Raw genomic sequence first — 26,598 nt, 5'->3', positions numbered from 1 at the left:
TCCGGCTCTCCTCCTGTCCTGCGTCGCGGGGATGGCCGGCGCGGCCGACCTGCCGGCCCCTTTGACCGACGACGATTTCCACGCATTTGACGCAGAGAAGGCCCGGATCGGTCAACTGCTCTTCCACGACAAGATCCTTTCGGGCAACCGCAACATCGCCTGCGCGACCTGCCACCACCCCGATCACGGCACCTCGGACGGGCTGTCGCTGGGCATCGGCGAGGGCGGCACGGGCCTCGGGCCGGAGCGGCGGGCCGGCACGGGTGAGGACCGCATTCGCAAGCGCATCCCGCGCAACGCGTCCGCACTCTGGAACCTCGGGCACAAGGATATCGACGTGCTGTTCCATGACGGCCGGCTCGAGGTCTCGGACATCTACGGCAACGGCTATAATTCCCCGGCCGAGGAATGGCTGCCCCCGGGGCTGGAAACGATCCTCGCCGCGCAGGCCCTCCTGCCGCTGGCCGCGCAGTTCGAGATGGCCGGCAACCCGAAGGAAAACCAGATCGCCGGGGCCGCCCATGACCGGATCGATTACGTCTGGCCCTATGTCGCCAAGCGGGTCCGGACGATCCCCGAATACGGGCGCATGTTCGTCGCGGCCTTCGACGATGTCGACAGCCCCGAGGACGTCACCATCGTCCATGTCGCCAACGCCCTCGCGGCCTTCCAGGGGACCGAGTACCGCTCGCACGACGCGCCGTTCGACGCCTATCTGGCCGGCGACCGGGGCGCGCTGGACCCGGCCCAGCGGCGGGGGCTGGACCTGTTCTATGGCAAGGCGCTTTGCGCGACCTGTCATTCCGGGCCGCTCCTGACGGATCACCGCTTCCATGCGCTGGCGCTGCCGCAATTCGGCCCCGGCCGCACGCGCCGCTTCGACCCTTATGCCCGCGACGTGGGGCGCATGGCCGAAAGCGACCGGCTCGAGGACGCCTACCGCTTTCGGACCCCGTCGCTCCGGAACGTGGCGCTGACCGCGCCCTACGGGCATAACGGGGCCTTCCCGACGCTCGAGGGCATCATTCGCCATCATCTCGACCCGCTGGGCAGCCTCGACGACTGGCAAGGCGACATGGCGCGCCTGCCCGCGGCACCCTGGCTGGCCGCAACCGATTTCGTGGTGACGCAGGACCGGCTGGAACGCGCCCGGCACCGCGCCCGCGTCGATATTGACCTGCCCCCGTTGACCGGGGCCGAGATCGAAGACCTTGTCGCCTTCCTCCACGCCCTGACCGGCACCGAAAGCGTGGAGGGACGGCTCGGCGTGCCGGACTCCGTGCCCTCCGGACTGGCGGTGGACGGACCATGACCCGTATCCTCATCGCCGGCCAGGCCGTGCTCGACCTCATTTTCGACGTGGACGCGATCCCCGACGCGGCGCGCAAATACCGGGCCACGGGCGGACGCATCGCCGGCGGCGGCTGCGCCGCCAATGCCGCGGTCGCGGTGGCACGGCTGGGCGGGCGGGCACATCTCGCGGCCTGCGTCGGCGATGACGAGATCGGTGCATTGATCATGGACGGGCTCGCCGCCGAGGGCGTCGAGACGTCCAACATCGCCCGCCGGACCGGCAGCCGGTCTTCCTACTCGGCGGTCATGGTGGACCCGGCCGGCGAGCGGCAGATCGTGAACCTGCGCGGTGACCCGCCGGGGCCGCCCGATGCCTGGCGCCTGCCCCGGCTCGACGCGGTGCTGGCCGACACAAGATGGGTCGAGGGCGCGGCAGCCGCGCTCGACTTGGCCCGCGCGGCCGGGATCCCCGGCATCCTCGACGCCGAACCGCCGATCGACGCCCCGCTCGCGGAGAATGCAAGCCACGTCGTCTTCTCGCGCCAGGGCCTCTCCGGTTTCACCGGGCTCGACTCGATCGAGGACGGCCTGCACGCCGCGGCCGCCCGGCTACCCGGCTGGGTCGCCGTGACCGACGGCGCCGCGGGCTGTTTCTGGGTCGCGCGGGGCGCCATCGCCCACGCCCCGTCCTTCGCCGTGGAAGCCGTCGACACGCTCGGGGCCGGCGACGTCTGGCACGGGGCTTTCACGCTCCGCCTGGCCGAGGGCGCGGCCCGCGCGGACGCGATCCGCTTCGCCGCCGCGGCGGCGGCGCTCAAATGCACGCGGCCCGGCGGCCGGGCAGGCACGCCCGACCGCGCCGAGGTCGAGAAATTTCTGAAGGAGACGGACAGATGAACCTGACGCCCGGCAAGCTCTGGGGCATGCGCCGCATGGCCGACGCCAAAGGGATCTTCAAGATGACCGCCGTGGATCAGCGCCCGCCGATCAAGGGGCCCATCGCGCAGGCGCTCGACGTGGCGGAGGCGCCCTGGGACGAGGTCGCGCGGTTCAAGCGGCTGCTGATCGAAACCCTGCAGCCGGGCAGCACCGCCCTGCTGCTCGATCCGCATTTCGCCATCCCGCACGCCATCGACGTGATGTCGCCCGAGAAGGGCCTGGTCGTCACGCTGGAGGACTCCGTCTTCGAGGAGACACCCGGCGGGCGGCTGTCGGACAGCATCGACGACTGGAGCGTGAACAAGATCAAGCGGATGGGCGGCGACGCGGTGAAGGTGCTGGCGTGGTACCGCCCCGACGCCACGCCCGAGGTCTGCCGCGCCCAGCAGGATTACGTCAAGCGCGTGGGCGCGGCCTGCGCGCGCTTCGACATTCCCTTCCTGTTCGAATTGCTCGTCTACCCGCTGGCCGCGGACGCCGACCAGACCAGGGACTATGTCGAGATGCAGGGCAAGAACACGGATCACGTGCTCGCCTCGGTCGCGGAATTCGCCAAGCCCGACTACGGCGTCGACGTCTTCAAGCTGGAAAGCCCTGTCGCCGCCGCGGCGGCCGACGGGTCGGCCGGGGTGCAGGATGCCTTCGACGAGATGGGCCGGCTCGCGGGCCGGCCCTGGGTGATGCTGTCGGCCGGGGCCGGCCAGGCAGAGTTCCGCCGGATCCTCGAACACGCCTTCCGCGCCGGCGCCTCGGGCTTCCTCGCGGGGCGTGCGATCTGGCTCGACGCCTTCCGCGCCTATCCCGACTGGGACGCCATCCGCCAGGGCCTGTCCGGCGGCGCGGTCGCCTATCTCGACGAGATCGGCGCGCTGGCCGATGCGCAGGCCACCCCTTGGAACGCGCACCCCGTATTCGGCGGCGAGGCCGGTTTCCGGCCCGCCGACGCCTCTTTCCGCCACCAATATGCAGAGATGTGATCTTGAAACTCGGACTTCTTCCACTCGGCCGGCCCACCTTCGACGTCCCCTTCGCAGAGGAAAAGCTCGCCGCCATGTGCGCCGCGCTCGACGCGACGGGCCACGAGATCGCCGGCCCCCGAACCCTGCTCTTCGACGCCGGGACGACCGAGGCCGCAATCGCCGATCTGCAGGCCGCCGGCATCGATCAGCTGCTGATCCTGCAGGTGACCTTCACCGATGCCTCGATGACGGTGGCCGCCGCGCATGCCTTTCCCGATACGCCGCTCTCGCTCTGGGCGGTGCCCGAGCCCCGGCTGGGCGGGCGTCTCAGGCTCAACGCCTTTTGCGGCCTAAACCTGGCGAGCCACGCGCTCGGCCGGGCCGAGCGCGGCTTCGGCTGGCTCTTCGCCGATCCCGCGGGCGATGTCGCGGCCGATCTCGAGTCGATGCTTGCCGGCCACCGGCCTTCGGGGCGGATGCGCCCGCACGGCAACGCCATGCGCACCACGCCCGAGGCCGAGGACATCGCCGACCGGATCGCCACGCGCCGCATCGCCCGGATCGGGGCGCACCCCGACGGCTTCACCACCTGCGCCTACGATCCCGACGAGATCGAACGCCTCGCCGGGGTGAGCGTCGACGAGATCCCGCTCGAGCGGCTGTTCGACGACGCCCGCGCCCTGCCCGAAGGCGCCGAGGCCGCCGTCCGCGCCGCGGCCGAAGCCCAGATGACGGACCTCGAGTCCGTCGACCAGGCAGAGTTGACCCGGTCGCTCCGGCTCAAGACGGCGCTCGACGGGCTTCGCGCGCAAGGCGACTACGACGCCTTCGCGATCCGCTGCTGGCCCGAGACCTTCACCGAGTATGGCGGCGCGGTATGCGGGCCGGTGGCGATGATGGGCGAGGCGCGCGTTCCCTGCGCCTGCGAGGCCGACGTCTACGGCGCGCTGACCCAGCTGGTATTGCAGGAAACAGCGCAGGACCCGGTCTTCCTCGCAGATCTCGTGGACATCGACACCGCGGACGGCACCGGCGTTGTCTGGCATTGCGGCCAGGCGCCCATCTCGATGCGGGATCCCGACGTCGCGGCGACCGCGACGGTGCACACCAACCGGCGGATGCCGCTGCTCTACGAGTTCCCGCTGAAACCCGGCCGGGTGACCTTCCTGCGCATCAGCCAGGCCTTTGGCCAGCCCAAGATGGTCATCGCCGCGGGCGAGATTCTGAAACGCCCCATGGCCTTCACCGGCACGTCCGGCGTGGTGCGCTTCGACAATCCGGCTGGCCAGGTCCTGGCCGACGTGATCGCCTCGGGGCTGGAGCATCACGTGGCGCTCGCCTATGGCGACCATCGCCAGGCGCTGCGCGACGTCGCCGGGGCCATGCATCTGCCGGTGATGGAGCTCTGATCGATGACGATACGCTACGGGCTGATCGGCGCCGGCATGATGGGCCAGGAGCACATCCGCAACCTCGCCCTGATCGAGGGCGCCTCGATCGCCGCCTTGGCCGAACCGGACGCGGCGATGCGCCGCGACAGTCTCGCGCTGGCCGGCGGCGGGGCACGGGCCTTCACCGACCACCGCGAGCTGCTCTCGGCGGATCTCTGCGACGCCTATGTGATCGCCACGCCCAACGACACCCATCACGACGTGATGCTGGACGTGCTGGCCACCGGCAAACCCATCCTCTGCGAGAAGCCGCTTGCCACGACCAGCTTCGACTGCCGGGAGATCCTGCGACGGGCCGACGACCGCGCGGCGCCGGTATGGGTGGCGATGGAATACCGTTACATGGCGCCGGTCCAGCGCCTGCTGGCCGAGCTTGCCGCCGGCACGGCCGGCCCCCCGCGGATGATCTCGATCCGCGAGCACCGCTTTCCGTTCCTGCCCAAGGTCGGCGACTGGAACCGGTTCAACCGCCGCACGGGCGGCACGCTGGTCGAGAAATGCTGCCATTTCTGGGACCTGATGCGGCTGGCGATGCAGGACGACCCGGTGCGGGTCTACGCCTCGGGGGCGATGGACGTGAACCATGTCGACGAGGTCTATGACGGCCAGGCGCCCGACATCATCGACAACGCCTATGTCATCGTCGATTTTGCCAGCGGAACGCGCGGGATGCTGGATCTCTGCATGTTCGCCGAGGGCAGCGCCTGGCAGGAGGTGATCTCGGTCACCGGGCCGCGCGCCCGCGTGGATGCCTGTGTGCCCGGTCCGGCGCGCTTTGCCCCCGGCGGCGTCCAGCGGCCCAGCCAGGTCGTGATTTCCGACCGCACCACCAAGGCCGAGCAGATCGAACAGGTGGAGGAAGACCCGCGCATCCTGGGCGCGGGCGACCATCACGGGTCGACCTATCACCAGCACCGCCGGTTCTTCGACCTGGTCCGCACCGGCCGCGGCACGCCCGAGGTCACGCTCCGCGACGGGCTGTGGTCGGTCCGGGTGGGCGAGGCCGCCGAACTGTCGGCGCGCACGGGCGCGGCGATCGACCTGCGCGAGGGGCTCTGAGAGGGGCGGTTGCGCTCGGCGCCGGCGGCGCTAGCATGCCGGTCTTCGCGACACGGAGGCCCGATGCCCGACACGCTGCTCCAACCCCTGGCCGAGATCGTCGGCGCGGCCCATGTTCTGACCGACGCGGACGCCCGCGCGCCATACGAGGAAGATGCGACCGGCACCTACCGGAGCCAGGCGCGCGCCGTCGTCCGGCCCGCCGACACGGCCCAGGTCGCCGCCGTCATGCGGCTGGCCCACGAGACGGGCACGCCGGTGGTGCCGCTCGGCGGCAATACCGGGGTCTCGGGCGGCGCCTGGGCCGGCGCGGAGCAGGGCGCGATCCTGCTCTCGCTCGAACGACTTTCCCGCATCCGCGAGATCCGCCCGGGGGCACGCCTCGCCATCGTCGAGGCCGGCGTGGTGCTCGAGACCCTGCACCGGGCGGTGGCGGATCACGGCCTGATCTTCCCGCTGGTCTTCGGGGCGCGCGGCAGTTGCACGATCGGCGGTAACCTGGCGACCAATGCCGGCGGGTCGAACGTGCTGCGATACGGCAACACGCGGGCGCTGACCCTCGGGGTCGAGGTCGTCACCCCCGACGGGCGCGTGATGGACCTGATGACCGAGCTTCACAAGGACAACACCGGCTACGACCTGAAGGATCTCTATATCGGCGCCGAAGGCACGCTCGGCGTCATCACGGCGGCGGTGCTGAAACTGGCGCCCGCGCCCCGCGCCTACGCGACCGCGATGCTGGCCGTGCCGCGGCTTTCAGCGGCGCTTGACCTGCTGAACCGCCTGCAGGCGACCACGGGCGGCGCGGTGGAGGCGTTCGAATACATGCCCGGGGCCTACATGGACGCCCTTGCCGAACGCTTCCCGGATACCCGGCCGGTCTTCGGGGAAACGCATCCGATCAACGTCCTGGTCGAGATCGGGGCCACCGCGCCCCGCGATGCGGCGCCCGGCCCCGACGGGCGCCTGCCCGTCACGGCGGTGCTGGAGGACGCGCTCGGCGAGATGCTGGAGGCCGGCCAGCTGTCCGACGCCGTCATCGCCCAGACCGAGGCCCAGCGCCGCGAGATATGGGCCCGGCGCGAAGCCGCCTACGAGGTCTCGGTGATGCGCCGGCCGGTGGTGAACAACGATATCGCGCTGCCGCTCGACAAGGTGGAACCCTTTCTCGACCGCATGGCCGAAACGCTGCCGGGAATCGCCCCCGGTGCAGAGGACATCACCGTCGGCCATCTCGGCGACGGCAACCTGCATTACTGCGTCTGGCTGGACCGCTGCGCCACGCCCGGGGATCCGGCGCTCTACGAACGGGTGGTCGAGACGGTGGAGGACGCGGTGCAGGATCTCGGCGGCACCTTCTCGGCCGAGCACGGGATCGGCCACACCAAGCGCGGCACCATGGCGCGGCGCAAGGATCCGGCCGCGCTGGAGGTGATGCGCGCGATCAAGGCCGCGCTCGATCCCAAGGGCATCATGAACCCGGGCAAGGTCCTGCCCTGACGGCCGGGGTTCGGCCCTTCGGGCCGGTATTTCGCGCTCCGCGCGAGGATATTTGGCCCACTTGGAAGGCAGGCATGCCGTCTCCAAGTGGCGGAAATATCCCCGTCGGAGACATCGAATCGCCGCGAAGCGGCCTCAGGACAGCCAGTCGAGAAAGCCCGGACCGGCGCGGCCCAGCAGCGACCGGGCAAGCTCCCGCCCCATGGCCGTACCCTCCGCGACCGGGCCGCTGATCTCGTCGGCATGCGCCTCGGAGCCGTCGGGGCGCAGGATCTCGCCGCGCAGTCGCAGCGTTCCGTCGGTCACCTCGGCCAGCCCGGCGATGGGCGTTTCGCAGGAGCCGTCGAGCTCTGCCAGGAAGGCCCGCTCTGCCGCGAGCCGCTCCGCGGTCGCGGCGTCGTGGATCGGCGCCAGCAGGGCGGCCATCCGATGGTCGTCGGCGCGCCGTTCGATCCCGATGGCCCCCTGCGCGATCGCCGGCAGCATTTCCGTGTCGGGCACCGGGCCGCGGGCCACCTCGGCCATGCCGAGCCGGTTCAGGCCAGCCATGGCGAGGAAGGTACAGCGCGCCACGCCGTCCTCGAGCTTGCGGAGGCGCGTCTGCACGTTGCCGCGGAACTCCACCACCTCGAGATCGGGGCGGCGGTGCAGCATCTGCGCGCGCCGCCGCAGGCTGGAGGTGCCCACCACGTCGCCCGCGGCGAGGTCGAAGATGCTGTCGATATGGGGCGACACGAAGGCGTCGCGCGGATCCTCGCGCGGCAGGTAGCAGTCGAGCACGAGCCCGCCGGGCTGCGCGACCGGCATGTCCTTCATCGAGTGGACCGCGATGTCGATCTCGCCGCTTAGCATCGCCTCCTCGATTTCCTTGGTGAAGAGCCCCTTGCCGCCGATCTCCTTCAGCGGGCGGTCCTGGACCCGGTCGCCGGTGGTCTTGATGACCACGACCTCGAAGGCGGACTCCTCGGCGCCATGGGCGGCCATCAGGCGCGCGCGGGTCTCGTAGGCCTGGGCCAGCGCCAGCGGCGAGCCGCGGGTGCCGATCTTCAGCGGTCGGTCGGGGGTCGGGATCTCGATGCTCATGACGCTTTCCTAGCCGGGCGGCCGCGGCAGGGCAACGGTCGTGCTGACGCATTGACATCCGCGCGCGGGCGCGGAATGTCTCGCAGGAGTGACAGACGGGAGGATCCATGGCCGACGACAGATTGCTGATGCGCGCGCTCCGGGGCGAGACGCTGCAGGTTCCGCCCGTCTGGATGATGCGACAGGCCGGGCGCTACCTGCCCGAATACCGCGCCACGCGGGCCCAGGCCGGCGACTTCCTGTCGCTCTGCTACACGCCCGAGCTGGCCGCCGAGGTGACGCTCCAGCCGATCCGGCGCTACGGCTTCGACGCCTCGATCCTCTTCGCCGACATCCTGCTGGTGCCGCAGGCGCTCGGGGCGGATCTCTGGTTCGTGACCGGCGAGGGGCCGCGGCTGTCCACCGTCACCGGCGCCGCCGATTTCGCCGCGCTGAAACCGGCGGAGGCGATTCACGAGACCCTGTCGCCGATCTACGAGACCGTGCGCATCCTGCGCCGCGAACTGCCGGCGGAGGTGCCGCTCATCGGGTTCGCGGGGGCGCCCTGGACGGTGGCGACCTACATGATCGCCGGCCGCGGCACGCCCGACCAGGGGCCGGCGCACCGGCTCAAGGACACCGACCCCGAGACCTTCGGCCATCTCATCGATCTTCTGACGGAGGCCACGACGGGCTACCTTCTGGCGCAGGTCGCGGCCGGCGCCGAGGTGGTGAAGCTCTTCGACAGCTGGGCCGGCTCGCTCAAGGGCGCGGATTTCGACCGTTTCGCGCTGGAACCGGCGAAGAAGATCATCGCCGCGCTGAAGGCCGCGCATCCCGACCTGCCCGTCATCACCTTCCCGCGCGAGGCCGGCCCCCGCTATGACGGCTTCGCCCGGGCCACCGGTGCGGATTGCGTCGCGCTCGACACCGCGGTGGACGCGGCCTGGGCCGCGGAGGTGCTGCAGCCCCAGAGCTGCGTGCAGGGCAATCTCGACCCGCAGCTGCTGGTCGAGGGCGGGCAGCGCCTGATCGACGAGACCAGGCGCATCGTCGGTGCCTTCTCCGGCGGGCCGCATGTCTTCAACCTCGGCCACGGGATCACGCCGCAGGCGGACCCGGCCAATGTCGACATCATGCTGGAAGCGATTCGCGGCTGAGCCGCCGCGAAACCCTTGTCACGGCCACTTCGCGATCGGCGGCAGGCTCATCAGCACGGCATCGGGGTCATGTCCGGTCTCCAGACCGAACTTGGTGCCCCGGTCGTAGACGAGGTTGTACTCGGCATAGAGCCCACGGTAGGCGAGTTGCGCCTCGCGCTCCGCCGCGTTCCAGGAGGTGTCGCGCCGTTTCTCGGTGATCGGCAGGAAGGCCGGCAGGAAGGCGCGGCCGGCCTCCTGGGTGAAGGCGAAATCGGCCTCCCAGTCGCCGGTGTTCAGATCGTCGAAGAAGATGCCGCCGACGCCCCGGGCACGCTTGCGGTGCCTGATGAAGAAATACTCGTCCGCCCAGGCCTTGAAGCGCGGATAGTATTCCGGGTGATGGCGGTCGCAGTGCGCCTTGAGCACGGCGTGAAAGGCGGCGGTATCCTCGGCATACTCGATGCACGGGTTGAGATCCGAGCCGCCGCCGAACCACCACGCGCCGGGCGTCCAGAACATGCGCGTGTTCATGTGCACCGCCGGCGTGTGCGGGTTCTGCATGTGGGCCACCAGGCTGATGCCGCTGGCCCAGAAACGCGGATCGCTTTCCATGCCGGGCACGCCGCGCGCCGCCATGGCCGCCTGCGCCTTCTCGCCCAGGGTTCCGTAGACGGTCGAGACGTTGACGCCGACCTTTTCGAAGACCCGCCCGCCGCGCATCACGCTCATCAGCCCGCCGCCTGCATCCGATCCGTCGTCGGAGGTGCGGGTCGTCTCGGTCACCTCGAAGCGGCCGGCCGGCGCCTGGGCGAAGGGTCCGGTCGCCTGGGTATCCTCCAGACGCTCGAAGGCGGCGACGATGTCGTCGCGAAGCGTCCTGAACCAGGCGCTGGCGCGGGCCTTGCGGTCGTCGAAATTCTCGTCGGTCATGGGCGTCTCCGTCTCTCGGCCGATCTTCCGAGTAGCAGACCGGCGGCGCGCCCGCCAGCACCTGCGTGATCGCATAGGCACTTGACGGCGCGGGCGCTTCGGCGGAAGCAGGGGATATGGCGACCCACCCCGTCCCGACCCCCTCCGGCCCACCCGCGGGCCCGGTGCCCGCCGCCGACCGGCACGGGCACGAGAACCTGCGCGGCATACTCTGGATCCTGTTCTCGGTGGTGATGGCCAGCGCGATGTCGCTGTCGGTCCGGGCCCTGGCCGGCGACATGGACAGCCGCATGATCGTCCTGTTTCGCGCGGCGGTGCTGGCGGTGCTGGTGGGCATGCCCCTGATCCCGAACACGCCGCTGCGCCGGCAGATGGGGCTTTCGCGGCCCTGGCTGCACCTGATCCGCGGCGCGATGATCGGGTTTGCCACCCATTTCGGCTTCTACACGCTGGCGAGCATCCCGATCGCCACGGCGAGCGTGCTGTTCTTCACCGCGCCGATCTTCGCCACCGTTCTGGCCGGCATCTTCCAAGGCGAACGCGTCGGGCCGCGCCGGGTCGCGGCCGTGGCCGCGGGTTTCCTGGGCGCGGTCATCATCCTTCGGCCCGGCTTCGGCGTCTTTCATCCCGCCATGCTGGCCGGGCTCGCGTCCTCGGCCTGTTTCGCGGTGGCGCTGACCATGTCGCGGGGACTGGTCAAGGCGGATGGCTGGCTCGCGGCCTATTTCTCGTCCGTCGTGGTGACGGTGATCGTGTCGCTGCCGCTGGCCTGGCCGGTGCTGGGCCTGCCCACGAGCGGTTTCGGCTGGGCCGTCGCCGCGGTGCTGGTGGTCACCGCCTTCGGGCGCGGTGTCGCGGATCTGCTGGCCTACCGATACGCCGAGGCGGCGGTCCTGGCCCCGATCACCTATCTCAGGCTCGTCTTGCTCGGGGTGGCCGGCTACGTCTTCTGGGGCGAGGTCCCGGACGGGCCGACCCTGGCCGGTGCGGCGGTGATCGTGGCGGCCACGCTCTACATCGCGCGGCGCGAGGCGCAGCTCGCCCGGGCCGCGAAGACATGATCGGGCAGGGCGAATCCTGCTATGCTCGGCGCGGAGGTGCCCTATGACCCGTTTCGCCCTGCTGTCCCTGCTGCTGGTGCTGGCCGCCTGTGCCACGCCACTGGAGCGATGCGTCACCCAGGCCACGCGCGAGTTGCGCACGGTCGAGGGGCTGATCGCCGAGACCGAGGCCAACATCGCGCGCGGCTACGCGATCGAGGAGGAACGCGTGCCCTACAGTTACTTCACCTGGTGCGCGCGCGGCGATGTCGACGAGGACGGTTCCGGGCTGGTCTGGTGCCGGCAGACCGACTTCCGGCTGCGCGAGAAGCCCGTCGCGATCGACATGCAGGCCGAGCGGCGCAAGCTTGCCGACCTGGAAGAGAAACGCCGGGATCTCGCCGCCGCGGCGGCAGCCGAGATCCGGCGCTGCCGCGCGGCCTATCCCGCGAACTGACCGTCAGAAGCTCTTGCGCGCCTTGAGCGCGGCCGAGATCGTGCCGTCGTCGAGATAGTCAAGCTCGCCGCCCACCGGCACGCCCTGGGCGAGAGAGGTGACCGTCACGCCCGTGCCCTCGAGCCGGTCCGCGATGTAATGCGCGGTGGTCTGGCCATCGACGGTCGCATTGAGCGCGAGGATGATCTCCTCGACCCTTTCCTCGGCGACACGTTCCAGCAGGCGCGGGATGCGCAGATCCTCGGGGCCCACCGCATCGAGCGCCGAGAGCACGCCGCCCAGCACGTGGTAACGGCCGCCGAAGACGCCGCCCCGTTCCATCGCCCAGAGATCGGCCACGTCCTCGACCACGCAGATCTGGCCGTTGGCGCGGTTCTCGGCGCGACAGACACCGCAGATATCGTCCGTGCCCACATTGCCGCAGACGCTGCACTCGCGGGCATGGGCGGCGACATCGGCCATCGCCTCGGCCAGCGGGCCCATCAACAGGCCGCGCTTCTTGATCATGTGCAGCACAGCGCGCCGCGCCGAGCGGGGCCCGAGCCCCGGCAGCCGGGCCATCAGCTCGATCAGCGCCTCGATCTCGGTGGTGTCGTCGCCCATGCGCGCCCCCTGCCGGTCCGATCCCGCGCGGGGATCAGAACGGCAGTTTCATGCCCTCGGGCAGGTTCAGGCCCTCGGTGACCTTGGCCATTTCCTGCTGGCTGCGTTCGGCGGCCTTGGCCTGCGCGTCCTTCACCGCGGCGAGGATCAGGTCCTCCACCACTTCCTTGTCGTCGGGGCTGAAGATCGACGGATCGATGTCGAGCGCCTTCAGCTCGCCCTTGGCCGTGGCGGTCGCCTTGACCAGGCCGGTGCCGGATTCGCCCGTGACCTCGATGCGATCCAGGCTTTCCTGCACCTCGGCCATGCGCGACTGCATCTCCTGCGCCTGCTGCATCACCTTGGCCATGTCGCCGAGCTGGCCCAGTCCCTTGAACATCTCGCTCTCCTCTGTCGGGGTCCTGATGGTAGATACGTCCGCCGGGGCGTTCGCACAAGTCTGTGCCGCCCGCCCTATTCCTCGAACGGGTCCCAGTCGTCGTCCGGCTCCTCGGGCGCCTCGGTGACGCCGGTCTCGGCCTCGGCCCCGGCCTCCGGCAGGCGGACGTCGCGGATCTCGGCCCCCGGGAAGGCCGCCAGCGCCGCGGCGACCAGCGGGTGGGTCCTGACCTGGGCGTGCAGATCGTCGCGCGCCGCATCGCGGGTCTCGGCGATGGTCGGTGCCCCCTCGGCATTCACCACGGTCACGGCCCAGCGAGCACCGGTCCAGTGCTGCAGCCGCTGCGCGAGCCGCGCCGCCAGGTCGGTCGGCGCGTCGGGGGTCGGGGCGAACTCGATCCGGCCCGGGCTGTATTTCACCAGCCGGAGCCCGGTCTCGACTTCGACCAGGAGCTTGACGTCGCGCTGGCTCCGGACCAGGTCCACCACCTGCTCGAAATCGTGGTAGCGGGCCAGCGCGTCCTGCGGCGCGACCGCGCGGGCCGTCGCCGCTGCCCCGTGACCACCCTGCGCGCGCGGCGCCCCGGCGCCACCGCCGCCCCGGGCCACCGGCGCGGCCCCGCCGGCGACCGGGCCACCGGCGGGCGCGCCGCCACCGCCCCCCGCCGGCCCCGGGGGTGGCGGGGTGTCCTGCAGCTTGCGCACGAGATCCTCGGGGCTCGGCAGTTCGGCCACATGGGTCAGGCGAATGACCGCCATCTCGGCGGCCATCATGGCGTTGGGCGCCTGGGCCAGTTCCTCCAGCGCCTTCAGAAGCATCTGCCAGGTGCGCGTCAGCGCCCGCATCGGCAGCGCCTCGGCCATGGCCCTGCCGCGCGCGCGTTCCTCGGGCCCTATCGTGGGATCCTCGAGCGAGTCGGGGGTGATCTTCACGACGCTCAGCCAGTGGGCGATCTCCGCGAGGTCGCGGAGCACCGCCTGCGGATCGGCACCGTCCGCATATTGCGCCGACAACTCGGACAGCGCGCCGGACGCGTCGCCCTTCATGATCGCGTCGAACAGGTCCAGAACCCGGCCCCGGTCCGCCAGCCCCAGCATCGCGCGAACCTGTTCGGCGGTGGTCTCGCCGGCGCCGTGGCTGATCGCCTGGTCCATCAGGCTCATGGCGTCGCGCACCGACCCCTCGGCCGCGCGGGTGATCAGCGCCAGCGCGTCCCCGGCGATCTCGGCGTTTTCCTTGGCGGCGATGGAGTCCAGATGGGCGATCATCACCTCCGGCTCTATCCGGCGCAGGTCGAACCGCTGGCAGCGGCTCAGCACCGTGACCGGCACCTTGCGGATCTCGGTTGTGGCGAAGATGAACTTCACATGTTCCGGCGGCTCCTCGAGCGTCTTCAGCAGCGCGTTGAACGCGCTGTTCGACAGCATGTGAACCTCGTCGATGATGTAGATCTTGTAGCGCGCCGAGGCCGCACGGTAATGCACGCTGTCGATGATCTCGCGGATGTCGTTGACCGAGGTATTGGACGCCGCGTCCATTTCCATCACGTCGACGTGGCGCCCCTCGGAGATGGCGCGGCAATGCTCGCACTGGCCGCAGGGATCGGTCGTGGGCCCGCCGCTGCCATCCGCCCCGGTGCAGTTCAGCCCCTTGGCGATGATCCGCGCCGTGGTGGTCTTCCCGACCCCGCGCACGCCGGTCATGATGAAGGCATGGGCGATCCGGTCGGCCGCGAACGCGTTCTTGAGCGTGCGCACCATCGCGTCCTGGCCGACCAGGTCGGCAAAGGTCGCCGGGCGGTACTTGCGGGCGAGAACCTGATAACCGCTGTCGGGCGCGTCCTGCATGAAGGCTCCGGATTCGAGACGGTTTGAACTTAAGCCCGGGGCCTCGCGCCGTCCACCGCCCATGCGTAACGCCTGCGACGGGCCGGTGACGCGCCTGCTGGGAAAGGGTGAGAGGTTGGACAGCGACCCGAACGGGACTCGTTACGGCTGCTTCCTTCCGGACCTGACCGGGTTGGCGAGGCGTCCGCCCGCGCCAACCTCTCGCCCGCCGATATAAGGGCGCATCGGCGGATTCGCAAGCCGCGCGGCACCAAGGTCACAGGGTGACGCGAAACCGTGCGAAGCCCGCGGGCGTGGTCCCTGCAGGCGCAATCCGCACCGCGCCAAGATCGTCGAGATAGGCGCCCGCGCCGGGCCCGCTGTCGAACAGAACCGTCGTCCCCGGCATCGGCACGAAGCCCCATGCTCCCGTGGCCACCGGCGCGATGCTGGCCTGCCCGGCGATGAAACGCTGGAGGATGTCGCGGTTGGTCTCCGGTGCCGCGAGGATCACCTCGGCGTCGGCGAGGCCCGGGAAGTTGCCCCCGCCGCCGGCGCGATAGCTGTTGGTGGCGACGATGAAGGCCTGCCGGGGATCCACCGGCACGCCGCCGAAGGACAGATCGGCGATCCTGGACGCCGCCGGGTTCACCAGCACCCCGTCATGGTCGTATCTCGCGGGCTGCGACAGATCGATCCTGTAGCGCAGGCCGTGGATCACGTCGAAATTGTAGGACGGCGCATCCGGGGCGAGCAGTTGCGCGTCGGCCGTCCCCGGCAGGACGCGGTTGAACACCCCGGCCGCGCGTTCGAGCCAGGCCGCGATGCCCGCACCGGTCACGCGCACGGCCCGCACCGTGTTCGGGAAGGGATAAAGATCGGCAACGTGACGGCGGGCGATCTGCCCGGCGGGCACATGGGTATAGTGATCGGGCCCGCCACGCCCGCCGGCCTTGCCGGGCGAGGCCGCCGACAGGATCGGCAGGTCCTCATGGGCCGTGCCCCTCAGCGCGCGGGCGACGAAGGCGCGCTGCGCCTCGGCGACGAGCTGGACCGCCGGCGCATCGGCCAGCAGCGCGAAGTAGCTGTGCAGCGGCACGGTCGTGCGGCCCACCGGGCGGCGGACATGGGCCAGCGTTGCCGCGTGATCCCGGGCGACGGCCGCCATGACGGCCGGGTCGCTCTCGACCTGCGGCACCGGCCGGGCGGCGGCGCCGGTCTTCGCGATCGGGCGGAGCACCGCGTCGTGACCCACGACCGCCCAGCCCGCCCCGCGGCGTGCCAGCATCAACTCGATCACACCGAGATCGCTGCCCGCGCTGCCGGCCATCACGGCCGGCTTGCCATGCAGGGTGCCGCGCGCGGGATCCACCCGGCCGGTGGGCTGAAAATCCGGTCCGGGAAAGCGCAAATGCTGGTGGCCGGCGACAAGCGCATCGATACCCGGGACGGCCGCCAGGGGCACGGCGGCGTTTTCCATCCCCGCGGCATGGGCGTCCGCGCCTATACCCGCGTGGCAGAGCGCGATCACGATATCCGCGCCGCGCGCTTTCATCTCGGGCACCCGTGCCCGCGCCGTGTCGACGATGTCGCGGACCGTGACCCGCCCCTCGAGATGCCGTCGATCCCATTTCACGACCTGCGGCGGCACGAACCCGATGACCCCGATCCGGATCGGGTGGGTCTGCCCGGCCCCGTCGGTCAGCATCCGGTCCAGAAGAACATAGGGCCGCACGCCCGGGATCCCGGCGAGGTTCGCGGTCACGACCGGGAACCCGGCCCCGGCCAGCGCGTCCTGCAGGAAACCGAGCCCGTAGTTCAAATCGTGATTGCCCAGCGTTGCCGCATCTACGCCGAGCGCGTTCATGGCCGCGACGACCGGGTGCGGTGCCGCGTCCGTGACCGCCCGCACCTCGGCGGCGTAGTCGCCCAGCGCCGTGCCCTGAAGAAAATCCCCGTTGTCGAGCAACACCGCATTCGGCGCCGCCGCGCGCAGGTTGCGGACATGGGTCGCCGTCCGGGCAAGGCCCGCCGTATCGACGGGCCTGTCCGCGCAGTAGTCATAGGGACAGACATGCGCATGAAGATCCGTGGTCGCCATGACGCGAAGATGCGCCTGGTCTGCCGCCGCGCGTGCCGTGAAAGGGTGACGTCCGATGACGCTGACCTCCGCCGTCATCCCGGCGCAGAGGCCGCGACGGCTGATTCGCCGGATTGTTCCGAAAAAGTTATCCATCGGCACCGCATACGTCATGCGGATTTGGAACGGACGTGACGTCAGCCTCGCGGGACCTCGAGACCGGCCCCGTCCGTGCCGGGCCGGTGATTGCGCCCGGGGGCGGCCCGGCTTAAGCAAGCGACAGGAGGGCGCGGGATGCGAATATCGGAAGAGGTGACCTTCGGCGGCGCCGGGTTCGACAGGGCGGGCCATCTGCGCGGCGGCGCGGCGGCGGATCTGCTGGCGGCTCCGGGCACGCTGGCGCTGGCGCTCTGGCGTGGAAAGCCGCTGATCGCGGGTGCCGAGAATGCCGCGCTCGGCTGGCTGGCGCCCGATCACCCGGTCTTCGCCGAGGCCGGCGACGCCCCGGTCTTTCTCGGCCGTGACGCGGCCGGGCAAGCGCGTTTCGCTTTCGACATCTCGCGCTGGGAACCGGCCGACGCCGACGAGGATCAGCTGCGCGCGTTTTTCGACCCGACCGAACAGCACCACCCCGCGCTGCCGCGTGACTGGACCTTCGCGGAACTGCGCGGGGCGATGACGCGGCTGTCGGCCGAGGACGCGGAACTCGCCGCGACATCGCGCGGGCTTTTCGCCTGGCATCGCTCGCACCGGTTCTGTTCGCGCTGCGGGGCGGAATCCGAAAGCGCGCAGTCCGGCTGGCAACGGGTCTGCCCGGCCTGCGGCGGCCATCATTTCCCGCGGACCGATCCCGTGGTCATCATGCTGATCACCCGGGGCAATTCGGTGCTGCTCGGCCGGTCCCCGCACTGGCCGGAACGGATGTATTCGCTGCTGGCCGGGTTCATGGAGCCCGGCGAGACGATCGAGGCCGCCGTCCGCCGCGAGGTCGCCGAGGAAACGGCCATCCGGGTCGGGCGCGTCGACTACCTGGCCTGCCAACCCTGGCCCTACCCGTCGTCGCTGATGATCGGCTGCCACGGCCGGGCCGAAACGACCGAGATCGCCATCGACGAAACGGAGATCGAGCACGCGCTCTGGCTCACCCGCGAAGAGACGCTCGACGCCGTCTCCGGCGCCCATCCCGGTGTGGCGCCGCCACGCAAGGGCGCGATCGCCGAGTTCCTCCTGTCCGCCTGGCTTGCCGACCGGCTCGGCTAGGCGCAGGCTGCGTGGCGTGTAACGAGTACGAGGGCACGAGCAGATGCGCTTCACCACCAAGGAGGATATCCGCGCCCCGGCGGACTTCGTCTTCGGGCAGCTGTCCGACTTCGACGCCTTCGAGCAGGCGGCGCGTCAGCGGGGCGCCGAGGTCCTGCGGCTCGACAGGCTCGAACGGCCCACGGTGGGCCAGCTCTGGGAGGCGCGGATCGTCCTGCGCAATCGGCAGCGCCGGCTGCTCATCGAGATGACGGATTACAGCCCGCCCGAGCTGCTGCAGTTCTCGGCCACCTCGGACGGAATCGCGGCACGGTTCTCGGTGGACCTCATCGCGCTGGCGCCGGACCTGACCCGGCTGGCGCTCGATCTCGACATCAAGCCGCGCACGGTCGCCGCGCGGCTGGCGATCCAGTCGGCGCGGCTGGCCAAGGGCACGCTCAAGCGGCGCTTCAAGCGGCGCGCGCGCAACTACGCCTTCGAACTGGAGGATCGTTTCGCCGCCGCCGCGCGGGACGCCCGGGGTCAGTGACGGCGGGGATCGGCCGGGTAGACCCCCAGCACCTTCACGTCCGAGGTGAAGTAATCCAGCTCTTCGAGCGCGCGGGCGACGGGCGGGTCTTCGGGATGTCCCTCGATATCGGCGTAGAACTGCGTGGCGAGGAAGCTCCCGCCGACCATGTAGCTTTCCAGCTTGGTCATGTTGACGCCGTTCGTCGCGAACCCGCCCATCGCCTTGTAGAGCGCGGCGGGAATGTTGCGCACGCGGAACACGAAGGAGGTCATCATCCCGTCGCTGCCGCGGCGGCTGAAATCGGGCGCACGTGCCATGATGAGAAAGCGCGTGGTGTTGTTCGACTGATCCTCGATATGGCGCGCGAGGACGTCGAGCCCGTAGATCTCGCCGGCCAGTTCCGAGGCCAGCGCCGCCTGGGTCCGGTCGCCGTGCTCGGCCACCAGCTTGGCCGAGCCGGCCGTGTCCGCGCCCGTGACGCGATGGATGCCGTGGCGGCGCAGGAAGTCGTGGCACTGGCCGAGCAGCACCGTGTGGCTGATCGCGGTCTCGACCTGCTCCAGCCTGGTTCCCGGCAGGGCGAGCAGGTTGATATGCACCCGGACGAACGCCTCGTCGACGATGTGCAGGCCAGAGTCCGGAAGCAGGCGGTGGATGTCGGCGACGCGCCCGTAGGTCGTGTTCTCGACGGGCAGCATGGCAAGGTCGGCCGCGCCGTCGCGCACCGTGTCGATCACGTCCTCGAAAGTCTTGCAGGGCACGGCCTCCATGTCGGGCCGCGCATCGTGGCAGGCCTGGTGCGAATAGGCGCCGGGCTCTCCCTGGAATGCGATCTTCTTGGTCATGCGGCGAAAATGCCTCGTCTTCTTGGTTCCGGGCGTTTGGTCGCGCCTTCTACACCTTGCCAGAGGCGTGTGGAAGCATATACATCCCCGCGTGAACGGGATATGTGGTTCCAGACCACGCACGAGAAGAAACGGACCGGACCATGTTCGACACAATGACAATGACGAAACTCGTCGGCGGCTTCTGCGGGGCGCTGCTGGTGTTCATGCTCGGAAACTGGGCGGCGGAGACGCTGTATCACACCAGCGGCGGACACGGTGACGACGAACACGCCGCCTATGTCATCGACACCGGCGAGGACGACGCCGCGGGCGCAGAGGAAGAGCAGGGCCCGACCTTCCAGGAGCTCTTCGCGAGCGCCAGCGCCGCCGACGGTGAGCGGTCCTGGGGCAAGTGCCGTGCCTGCCACGCGCTTGACGGGACCGATGGCACCGGCCCGCATCTCGACGGTGTGATGGGGCGCCAGATCGCCGCGGTCGACGGCTTCAACTACTCGGATGCGCTGGCCAGCCTGTCCGACCGCGAATGGACGCCGGCGGAAATGGACGCCTGGCTCGAGAATCCCAAGTCCTACGCCCCGGGCAACAAGATGACCTTCGCGGGTCTGCGCGACATGGAAGAGCGCGCCAACCTGGTGGCCTACCTGGTCGACCAGTCGCCCGGCTACACCCCGCCCGCGGCCGCAGAGGATGCCTCTGCGATGCCGGCGGAGGAAGAAACCACCGACACCGCGGCCGCCGACACCGCCGCCGAGGAAACGACCGAGGAGACCGCTGCCGCCGAGGACGTGACCGAAGAGACCGTTGCCGAAGAGACCGCGGCCGCGGAAGAGGCCGCGGCCGAGGAAACGGCAGCCGCGGACGCCGCGGCGGACTCGCCCCTGCAGCAGGCCCTTGCCCAGGGCGACGCCGATGCCGGCGAGGCCGCATTCCGCAAGTGCCGCGCCTGCCACAAGCTGGACGACGGCGCCAACGGTGTCGGCCCGCATCTCTACGGGGTCATGGGCCGCGAGATCGCCGGGGTCGACGGCTTCAACTACTCGGACGCGATGGCCGGGCTGGACGGGACCTGGACGCCCGAGGAAATGGATGCCTGGCTCGAGAACCCGCGCGGCTACGCGCCGGGCAACAAGATGAGCTTCGCCGGTGTCCGCGACCTTCAGGAGCGCGCCGACCTCATCACCTACCTGCAGACGATCGGCGACTGATCGCGGATCGCGCAGACAGGCAACGGGCCGTCCCCGCGGGGGCGGCCCTTTTCGTTCTGGGCCCCGCAGTCACCAAGATGTGCGCGTCTCGGCTTTTGCTTTCCGGATGCGCGGCATTAAATCATTGGGGCGTCGCGCTTTCACATCTTGAACGGACGCGGTCGCGCTCTTTACGGTAGACGGGGATCCCGGGCCCGCACCGGCCCGGCATGGCGGAGGAGGACGACATGCGGCAGGACAAGGCCCGCGCGGCCACGGCAACAGCCAGCGCATCCCGTGCGAGATGGGCGGCAGGTGTCTCTGCCCTGACCGCCCTCGCCGCGGCGGTGGCCCTGCTGACCGCAGGCGTCGCACGCGCACAGGACGGCGGGGCCGTGCAGACGCGGCACGGCATCTCGACCTTCGGAGAGCTGAAATACGGCCCCGATTTCGCACATCTCGACTACGTGAACCCGGAGGCGCCCGTCGGCGGCGAAATGTCGGTCTGGGCGTTCGGGTCCTTCGACTCGATGCATCCCTACACAACCAAGGGCCGCGCCGGCGCGTTGTCCTCGATCTTCTTCGAGTCGCTGCTCGAAGGGACCGCCGACGAGCCCGACTCCGCCTACGGGCTGCTGGCCGAGAGCCTCGAATACCCCGAGGACCGGTCCTGGGTGATCTTCAACATGCGTCCCGAGGCACGCTTCTCGGACGGCACGCCGGTCACCGCGGAGGACGTCGTCTTTTCCTTCGAGACGCTGCGCGACAAGGGGCTTCCCAGCTTCCGCGCCGTCATCCGCAAGCAGATCGCCTCGGCCGAGGCGCTCGACACGCACCGGGTGAAGTTCACCTTCGCCGAGGATGTCCCGACCCGCGACCTGCCCCTTGTGGCGGGCGGGTTGCCGGTCTTTTCCAAGACCTATTACGAGCAGAGCGGCGCGGATTTCGAGGACTCGACCATGACGCCGGCCGTGGGCTCGGGACCCTATGTTCTCGAAGAGGTCGATGTCGGCCAGACACTGGTCTATCGCCGCAACCCCGATTACTGGGGCTGGGCGCTGCCGATCAACCAGGGCCGCTACAATTTCGAGACCATCCGGGTCGAGTACTATGCCGACTACAACTCGGCCTTCGAGGGGTTCAAGGGCGGCACCTACACCTTCCGCAACGAGGCGTCCTCGCTTTCCTGGGCGACGGGCTACGACTTCCCCGCCGTGCGCGAGGGCGCGGTCGTCAAGCGGGAACTGCCCGACGGCAGCCTCGCCCCCGGCCAGGCCTTCGTCATGAACCTGCGCCGCGAGAAATTCCAGGATCCCCGCGTCCGCGAGGCGCTGGGGCTGATGTTCAACTTCGAATGGTCGAACAAGACACTGTTCTACGGGCTCTATGCGCGCATTCATTCCTTTTGGGAAAACAGTGACATGGCCGCGACCGGCCTGCCCTCCGAGGCGGAACTGGCGCTGCTGGAACCGCTGGCCGACACCCTGCCCGAAGGCGTGCTGACCGAAGACGCGGTGATGGCGCCGTCCTCCTCGGCCGACCGCCAGATCGACCGGGGCAACTTGCGCGAGGCCTCGCGCCTGCTGAACGAGGCCGGCTGGATCGTCGGCGACGACGGGCTGCGCCGCAACGCCGATGGCGAGACGCTCAAGATCGAGGTGCTGAACGACAGCCAGACCTTCGACCGCGTGCTCAATCCCTTCGTGGAAAACCTGCGCCGGCTCGGTGTCGACGCGATGCTCAACCGGATCGACAACGCGCAGATGACCCGGCGCGAGAGAACCTTCGACTTCGACATGGTGATCGGCAACTATCCCATGACCCTGACGCCGGGTGGCGGGCTGGAGCAGTATTTCGGCTGCGAAAGCGCCGAGACCTCGATCTTCAACCTTGCCGGCTACTGCTCCGAGGCGGTCGATGCCCTGATCGAAGAGGTCAAGGCCGCCGAGAGCCGCGACGAACTGCGCGTCGCGGTCCGGGCGCTCGACCGGGTGCTCCGCGCCGAACGGTTCTGGATCCCGCAATGGTTCAAGGACGTGCATACCGTCGCCTATTACGACATGTACGAACACCCAGAGATCCCGCCCTTCGCGCTCGGCAATCTGGATTTCTGGTGGTGGAACGCCGAGAAGGCGGCCCAGCTCGAAGCCGAGGGGGCGCTCTAGCCCATGGGCGCCTATATCCTCAGACGTCTGGCCCTGATCATCCCCACCCTGCTGGGGATCATGATCATCAATTTTTCGCTGATCCAGTTCGTGCCCGGCGGGCCGATCGAACAGATCATCGCCCAGATGGAAGGCGAGGGCGACGTCTTCCGCAACATCGCGGGCGGCGGTGGCGAGGCCGGCAACTTCCAGGGCGAGGGCGAAAGCGCCTATCTCGGCGCGCGCGGCCTGCCGCCCGAGTTCATCGAGGATCTCGAACGCCAGTTCGGCTTCGACAAGCCCCCGGTAGAGCGGTTCTTCGACATGATCTGGGGCTATCTGCGCTTCGATTTCGGCGAGAGCTATTTCCGCTCGATCTCGGTGGTCGAACTGATCGTCGAGAAGATGCCGGTGTCGATATCGCTCGGGCTCTGGTCGACGCTGATCGCCTACCTGGTGTCGATCCCGCTGGGCATCCGCAAGGCCGTGAAGGACGGGACGCCCTTCGACACCTACACCTCCGGCGCGATCATCATCGGCTACGCGATTCCGGGATTCCTCTTCGCGATCCTGCTGCTGGTGTTGTTCGCGGGCGGCTCCTACTGGCAGATCTTCCCGCTGCGCGGCCTGACCTCGGACAACTGGGAAGAGCTGAGCCTTCTCGGCAAGGTGGCCGATTATTTCTGGCACATCACGCTGCCGGTGCTGGCCTCGACCATCTCGGCCTTCGCGACGCTGACGCTGCTGACCAAGAACAGCTTCCTCGACGAGATCAAGAAGCACTACGTGATAACCGCCCGCGCCAAGGGGCTGGGCGAGCGCCGGGTGCTTTACGGCCATGTCTTCCGTAACGCCATGCTGATCGTGATCGCCAGCTTCCCGGCGGTCTTCATCGGGGTGTTCTTCGGCGGCTCGCTCATCATCGAGACGATCTTCTCGCTCGACGGGCTCGGGCGTCTCGGCTACGAGGCCGCCGTGGCGCGCGACTACCCGGTGGTGTTCGGCACGCTCTACATCTTCGGGTTGCTCGGGCTGCTCATGGGGCTGGTTTCCGACCTGATGTATGTCTGGATCGATCCCCGGATCGACTTCGAGACGCGGGAGACGTGATGCAGCTGAGCCCGCTCACCAAACGCCGCCTGCGCAATTTCCGCAAGAACGGCCGCGCCTTCTGGTCTCTGGTCCTTTTCTGCATCCTGTTCGGGCTGTCGCTCTTCGCGGAGTTCCTGGCCAACGACAAGCCGATCCTCGTGAGCTACCGCGGCGACATTCGCGCGCCGATCTTCAACTTCTATCCCGAAACGGCCTTCGGCGGCGACTTCCAGACCGAGGCCATCTACAAGGATATCGAGGTCCAGTGCCTGATCGTGTCGGGCGGCATGACGGAATGCTTCGACGATCCCGACGGCATCATGACCGACGCCGCGGATGGCGAGGTGCTGGGCAACCCGATCGAGAAGGGCTGGCTGCTGTGGCCGCCCATTCGCTATTCCTACGACACCATCTCGAGCGACCTGCCCGGGGCCGCGCCCTCGCCGCCGGACGAGAACCACTGGCTCGGCACCGACGACACCGCGCGCGACGTGCTGGCGCGGGTGATCTACGGCTTCCGGCTGTCGATCCTGTTCACCCTCATCGTGACGCTGCTGACCTCGGTCGTGGGGATCGCGTCGGGGGCGATCCAGGGCTATTTCGGCGGCAAGCTCGACCTGATCTTCCAGCGTGTGATCGAGATCTGGGGCGCGACGCCGGCGCTCTATATCATCATCATCGTCTTCGCGATCCTCGAGCGAAGTTTCTGGATGCTCGTCCTGCTGACCACGCTCTTCGGCTGGACCGCGCTGGTCGGGGTCGTGCGCGCGGAATTCCTGCGGGCGCGCAACTTCGAGTATGTCCGCGCCGCCCGCGCGCTCGGCGTGTCGAACTGGGTCATCATGTTCCGCCACGTGCTGCCCAACGCGATGGTCGCGACGCTCACCATGCTGCCCTTCATCGTCACCGGCACGATCGCCACGCTTGCAACGCTCGACTTCCTCGGTTTCGGCCTGCCCTCCTCCGCGCCGTCGCTGGGCGAGTTGACGCTGCAGGCGAAACAGAACCTCCAGGCGCCGTGGCTGGGTTTCACCGCCTTCTTCACCTTCGCCATCATGCTGTCGCTGCTGGTCTTCATCTTCGAGGGCGTGCGCGACGCCTTCGACCCGCGCAAGACCTTCCAGGACCAGGGCGGCACCCATGTGGCGACAACGGCGGAACCGGCGGCCCCGGCCGAGGGCACGGCGGCGCAGACCGCGGAAGACGCCGCCCGCAAGGAGGCCCGATGACCGAGAGCATCCTCGATGTCCGCGACCTGTCGGTCACCTTCAACCAGGACGGGGCCGAAACCCGTGCCGTGCGCGGGGCGGCGTTCACCATCGGGCGCGGTGAAACCGTCGCGCTGGTCGGTGAGAGCGGCTCGGGCAAATCGGTCACCGCGCTGTCGACGGTGAACCTGCTGCCGGCCAGCGCATCCATCCGCGGCTCGATCCGCTACGAGGGCATGGAGATGGTCGGCGCCTCGACCGCGACGCTGCAACAGGTGCGCGGCAACGACATCAGCTTCATCTTCCAGGAGCCGATGACGAGCCTCAACCCGCTTCATACCATCGAGAAGCAGATCGGAGAGTCGCTCCTGATCCATCGCGGGCTGACCGGCGACAAGGCCCGGGCGCGGATCCTCGAGCTGCTCGAAAAGGTCGGGATCCACGACCCCGCGTCGCGGCTGAATTCCTATCCGCACCAGCTTTCGGGCGGTCAGCGCCAGCGCGTGATGATCGCCATGGCGCTGGCCAACGAACCGGATCTGCTGATCGCCGATGAACCGACGACGGCGCTCGACGTCACGATCCAGGCGCAGATCCTCGACCTGCTGTTCGAGCTGAAGCGCACCGAGAACATGAGCCTGCTCTTCATCACGCACGACCTTGGCATCGTGCGCCGGATCGCGGACCGGGTCTACGTGATGAAGGACGGCGAGATCGTCGAGTCCGGCGCGACCGAGGCGCTGTTCCGTGAACCGGCGCATGCCTACACGCGCAAACTGCTCGGGGCCGAGCCCGCCGGCAGGCCGGACCCGGTGCCCGACGAGTCCGCCGAGGTGGTCCGGACCGAGGCGCTCAAGGTGTGGTTCCCGATCCAGCGCGGTTTCCTGCGCCGGACCGTCGGCCATATCAAGGCGGTCAACGACGCCACGATCGACGTCCGCGCCGGCGAGACGGTCGGGATCGTGGGCGAGTCCGGCTCGGGCAAGACGACACTGGCGCTGGCGATCATGCGGCTGACCTCGTCGCAGGGACGGATCCTCTACCAGGGGCGCGATATCCAGGGCTGGAAATCGCGCCAGCTCCGCCCGCTGCGGCGGGACATGCAGATCGTGTTCCAGGACCCGTTCGGATCACTCAGCCCGCGCATGTCGATCGCGCAGATCGTGGCCGAGGGGCTGACCGTGCACGACATCGACCCGGGACGCCCCCATCGCGAGCTGGTGGCCGAGGTGCTCGAGGAGGTCGGGCTGGAGCCCGCGATGATGGATCGCTACCCGCACGAGTTCTCCGGCGGGCAGCGCCAGCGCATCGCGATCGCCCGCGCCATGATCCTGCGGCCGAAACTGCTGGTGCTGGACGAGCCCACATCCGCGCTCGACATGACGGTGCAGGTGCAGATCGTCGATCTCCTGCGTGACCTCCAGCGGCGCCACGGGCTTGCCTATCTCTTCATCAGCCACGACCTGAAGGTGGTGCGCGCCCTCAGCCACAAGGTGGTGGTGATGAAAGAGGGCGACATCGTCGAATGGGGCAGCAGCGACGAGATCTTCGACGCGCCGAAGACCGAATATACGCGGGCCCTGATGGCGGCGGCGTTCGACCTGACGCCCTGGGGGCGCGCCAGCGCCTGA

The 26,598-nt window shown here is 69.4% G+C and carries 23 protein-coding genes and 1 other RNA gene; 16 read left to right on the top strand and 8 right to left on the bottom strand.

Features of this window, described 5'->3' with window-relative positions:
* Positions 1 to 31 precede the first annotated feature (31 nt).
* The 6 genes from ACQ5SP_RS08825 (at position 32) to ACQ5SP_RS08800 (ending at position 7,201) form a co-directional block, all read left to right on the top strand.
* Entirely contained in the window at positions 32 to 1,312 is a 1,281-nt protein-coding gene (locus tag ACQ5SP_RS08825; RefSeq protein ID WP_430937989.1) for a cytochrome-c peroxidase, read from the top strand.
* Positions 1,309 to 2,190, top strand: a complete 882-nt coding sequence (locus ACQ5SP_RS08820) for a PfkB family carbohydrate kinase (RefSeq protein ID WP_430937988.1) — start codon at positions 1,309 to 1,311, stop codon at positions 2,188 to 2,190. The genes ACQ5SP_RS08825 and ACQ5SP_RS08820 overlap by 4 nt, the downstream gene beginning before the upstream one ends.
* On the top strand, positions 2,187 to 3,209 hold the full coding sequence (locus tag ACQ5SP_RS08815; protein WP_430937987.1) for a tagatose 1,6-diphosphate aldolase: 1,023 nt from the start codon (positions 2,187 to 2,189) through the stop codon (positions 3,207 to 3,209). The genes ACQ5SP_RS08820 and ACQ5SP_RS08815 overlap by 4 nt, the downstream gene beginning before the upstream one ends.
* Positions 3,210 to 3,211: 2 nt before the next feature.
* Positions 3,212 to 4,600: an L-fucose/L-arabinose isomerase family protein gene (locus tag ACQ5SP_RS08810; RefSeq protein WP_430937986.1), complete on the top strand. Its 1,389-nt coding sequence runs from the start codon at positions 3,212 to 3,214 to the stop codon at positions 4,598 to 4,600.
* A 3-nt stretch (positions 4,601 to 4,603) separates the two neighbouring features.
* Positions 4,604 to 5,701 carry a Gfo/Idh/MocA family protein gene (locus tag ACQ5SP_RS08805; RefSeq protein ID WP_430937985.1) on the top strand — a complete coding sequence of 366 codons (1,098 nt, stop codon included), beginning with the start codon at positions 4,604 to 4,606 and terminating at the stop codon, positions 5,699 to 5,701.
* Positions 5,702 to 5,764: 63 nt separating this feature from the next.
* Entirely contained in the window at positions 5,765 to 7,201 is a 1,437-nt protein-coding gene (locus ACQ5SP_RS08800) for an FAD-binding oxidoreductase (protein WP_430937984.1), read from the top strand.
* Positions 7,202 to 7,336: 135 nt separating this feature from the next.
* Here ACQ5SP_RS08800 and hemC read toward each other — a convergent pair whose 3' ends face one another.
* Positions 7,337 to 8,284 (bottom strand): hydroxymethylbilane synthase, encoded by a 948-nt coding sequence (hemC, locus tag ACQ5SP_RS08795; RefSeq protein ID WP_430937983.1) that lies wholly within the window; start codon positions 8,282 to 8,284, stop codon positions 7,337 to 7,339.
* Positions 8,285 to 8,391: 107 nt separating this feature from the next.
* Here hemC and hemE point away from each other — a divergent pair, with 107 nt between their 5' ends.
* A complete protein-coding gene (gene hemE / locus ACQ5SP_RS08790) occupies positions 8,392 to 9,423 on the top strand; it encodes a uroporphyrinogen decarboxylase (RefSeq protein ID WP_430937982.1) in 1,032 nt (343 codons plus the stop codon).
* 18 nt (positions 9,424 to 9,441) lie between these two features.
* Here the strand turns inward: hemE and hemF are convergent, their stop codons facing one another.
* Positions 9,442 to 10,335, bottom strand: a complete 894-nt coding sequence (hemF, locus tag ACQ5SP_RS08785; RefSeq protein ID WP_430937981.1) for an oxygen-dependent coproporphyrinogen oxidase — start codon at positions 10,333 to 10,335, stop codon at positions 9,442 to 9,444.
* 116 nt (positions 10,336 to 10,451) lie between these two features.
* Between hemF and ACQ5SP_RS08780 the strand changes: the two genes are divergently transcribed.
* A complete protein-coding gene (locus ACQ5SP_RS08780; protein ID WP_430937980.1) occupies positions 10,452 to 11,396 on the top strand; it encodes a DMT family transporter in 945 nt (314 codons plus the stop codon).
* Positions 11,397 to 11,439: 43 nt separating this feature from the next.
* Positions 11,440 to 11,832 carry a hypothetical protein gene (locus ACQ5SP_RS08775; protein ID WP_430937979.1) on the top strand — a complete coding sequence of 131 codons (393 nt, stop codon included), beginning with the start codon at positions 11,440 to 11,442 and terminating at the stop codon, positions 11,830 to 11,832.
* A 3-nt stretch (positions 11,833 to 11,835) separates the two neighbouring features.
* On the opposite strand, the gene recR is transcribed toward ACQ5SP_RS08775, so the two are convergent.
* The 5 genes from recR to ACQ5SP_RS08750 all read right to left on the bottom strand — a co-directional run bounded on the left by recR (position 11,836) and on the right by ACQ5SP_RS08750 (position 16,819).
* Positions 11,836 to 12,435, bottom strand: coding sequence for a recombination mediator RecR (gene recR, locus ACQ5SP_RS08770; protein ID WP_430937978.1), 600 nt, complete (start codon positions 12,433 to 12,435; stop codon positions 11,836 to 11,838).
* Between the two features lie 34 nt (positions 12,436 to 12,469).
* Complete coding sequence (locus ACQ5SP_RS08765; protein ID WP_430937977.1) at positions 12,470 to 12,814, bottom strand: YbaB/EbfC family nucleoid-associated protein; 345 nt, start codon at positions 12,812 to 12,814, stop codon at positions 12,470 to 12,472.
* 74 nt (positions 12,815 to 12,888) lie between these two features.
* Positions 12,889 to 14,661: a DNA polymerase III subunit gamma/tau gene (locus ACQ5SP_RS08760; protein ID WP_430937976.1), complete on the bottom strand. Its 1,773-nt coding sequence runs from the start codon at positions 14,659 to 14,661 to the stop codon at positions 12,889 to 12,891.
* A 106-nt stretch (positions 14,662 to 14,767) separates the two neighbouring features.
* Positions 14,768 to 14,864, bottom strand: an RNA gene (gene ffs / locus ACQ5SP_RS08755) — signal recognition particle sRNA small type.
* Positions 14,865 to 14,917: 53 nt separating this feature from the next.
* Positions 14,918 to 16,819, bottom strand: coding sequence for a bifunctional 2',3'-cyclic-nucleotide 2'-phosphodiesterase/3'-nucleotidase (locus ACQ5SP_RS08750; RefSeq protein WP_430937975.1), 1,902 nt, complete (start codon positions 16,817 to 16,819; stop codon positions 14,918 to 14,920).
* 195 nt (positions 16,820 to 17,014) lie between these two features.
* Between ACQ5SP_RS08750 and nudC the strand changes: the two genes are divergently transcribed.
* Together nudC and ACQ5SP_RS08740 are read left to right on the top strand one after the other, a co-directional pair.
* A complete protein-coding gene (gene nudC, locus ACQ5SP_RS08745; protein ID WP_430937974.1) occupies positions 17,015 to 17,980 on the top strand; it encodes an NAD(+) diphosphatase in 966 nt (321 codons plus the stop codon).
* 43 nt (positions 17,981 to 18,023) lie between these two features.
* Positions 18,024 to 18,509 carry an SRPBCC family protein gene (locus tag ACQ5SP_RS08740; protein ID WP_430937973.1) on the top strand — a complete coding sequence of 162 codons (486 nt, stop codon included), beginning with the start codon at positions 18,024 to 18,026 and terminating at the stop codon, positions 18,507 to 18,509.
* Here the strand turns inward: ACQ5SP_RS08740 and ACQ5SP_RS08735 are convergent.
* Positions 18,503 to 19,336, bottom strand: coding sequence for a prephenate dehydratase (locus tag ACQ5SP_RS08735; RefSeq protein WP_430937972.1), 834 nt, complete (start codon positions 19,334 to 19,336; stop codon positions 18,503 to 18,505). The genes ACQ5SP_RS08740 and ACQ5SP_RS08735 overlap by 7 nt on opposite strands.
* Positions 19,337 to 19,497: 161 nt before the next feature.
* On the opposite strand from ACQ5SP_RS08735, the gene ACQ5SP_RS08730 reads away from it, so the two are divergent.
* The 5 genes from ACQ5SP_RS08730 to ACQ5SP_RS08710 all read left to right on the top strand — a co-directional run bounded on the left by ACQ5SP_RS08730 (position 19,498) and on the right by ACQ5SP_RS08710 (position 26,598).
* Positions 19,498 to 20,544, top strand: a complete 1,047-nt coding sequence (locus ACQ5SP_RS08730) for a c-type cytochrome (RefSeq protein ID WP_430937971.1) — start codon at positions 19,498 to 19,500, stop codon at positions 20,542 to 20,544.
* A gap of 227 nt (positions 20,545 to 20,771) precedes the next feature.
* The gene (locus ACQ5SP_RS08725; RefSeq protein ID WP_430937970.1) at positions 20,772 to 22,688 is read left to right on the top strand and encodes an extracellular solute-binding protein; all 1,917 of its coding nucleotides are present in this window, start codon (positions 20,772 to 20,774) and stop codon (positions 22,686 to 22,688) included.
* 3 nt (positions 22,689 to 22,691) lie between these two features.
* Positions 22,692 to 23,777 carry a microcin C ABC transporter permease YejB gene (locus ACQ5SP_RS08720; RefSeq protein ID WP_430937969.1) on the top strand — a complete coding sequence of 362 codons (1,086 nt, stop codon included), beginning with the start codon at positions 22,692 to 22,694 and terminating at the stop codon, positions 23,775 to 23,777.
* Complete coding sequence (locus ACQ5SP_RS08715) at positions 23,777 to 24,988, top strand: ABC transporter permease (protein WP_430937968.1); 1,212 nt, start codon at positions 23,777 to 23,779, stop codon at positions 24,986 to 24,988. The genes ACQ5SP_RS08720 and ACQ5SP_RS08715 overlap by 1 nt, the downstream gene beginning before the upstream one ends.
* The gene (locus ACQ5SP_RS08710; RefSeq protein WP_430937967.1) at positions 24,985 to 26,598 is read left to right on the top strand and encodes an ABC transporter ATP-binding protein; all 1,614 of its coding nucleotides are present in this window, start codon (positions 24,985 to 24,987) and stop codon (positions 26,596 to 26,598) included. Before ACQ5SP_RS08715 ends, ACQ5SP_RS08710 begins: the two co-directional genes overlap by 4 nt.

The sequence above is a fragment of the Rhodovulum sp. YNF3179 genome, from assembly GCF_050586465.1.
Taxonomy (GTDB): Bacteria; Pseudomonadota; Alphaproteobacteria; order Rhodobacterales; family Rhodobacteraceae; genus CAJXYS01.
Note: the sequence above shows the minus strand (reverse complement) of the source record. Positions and strands in the feature narration are given on the sequence as shown.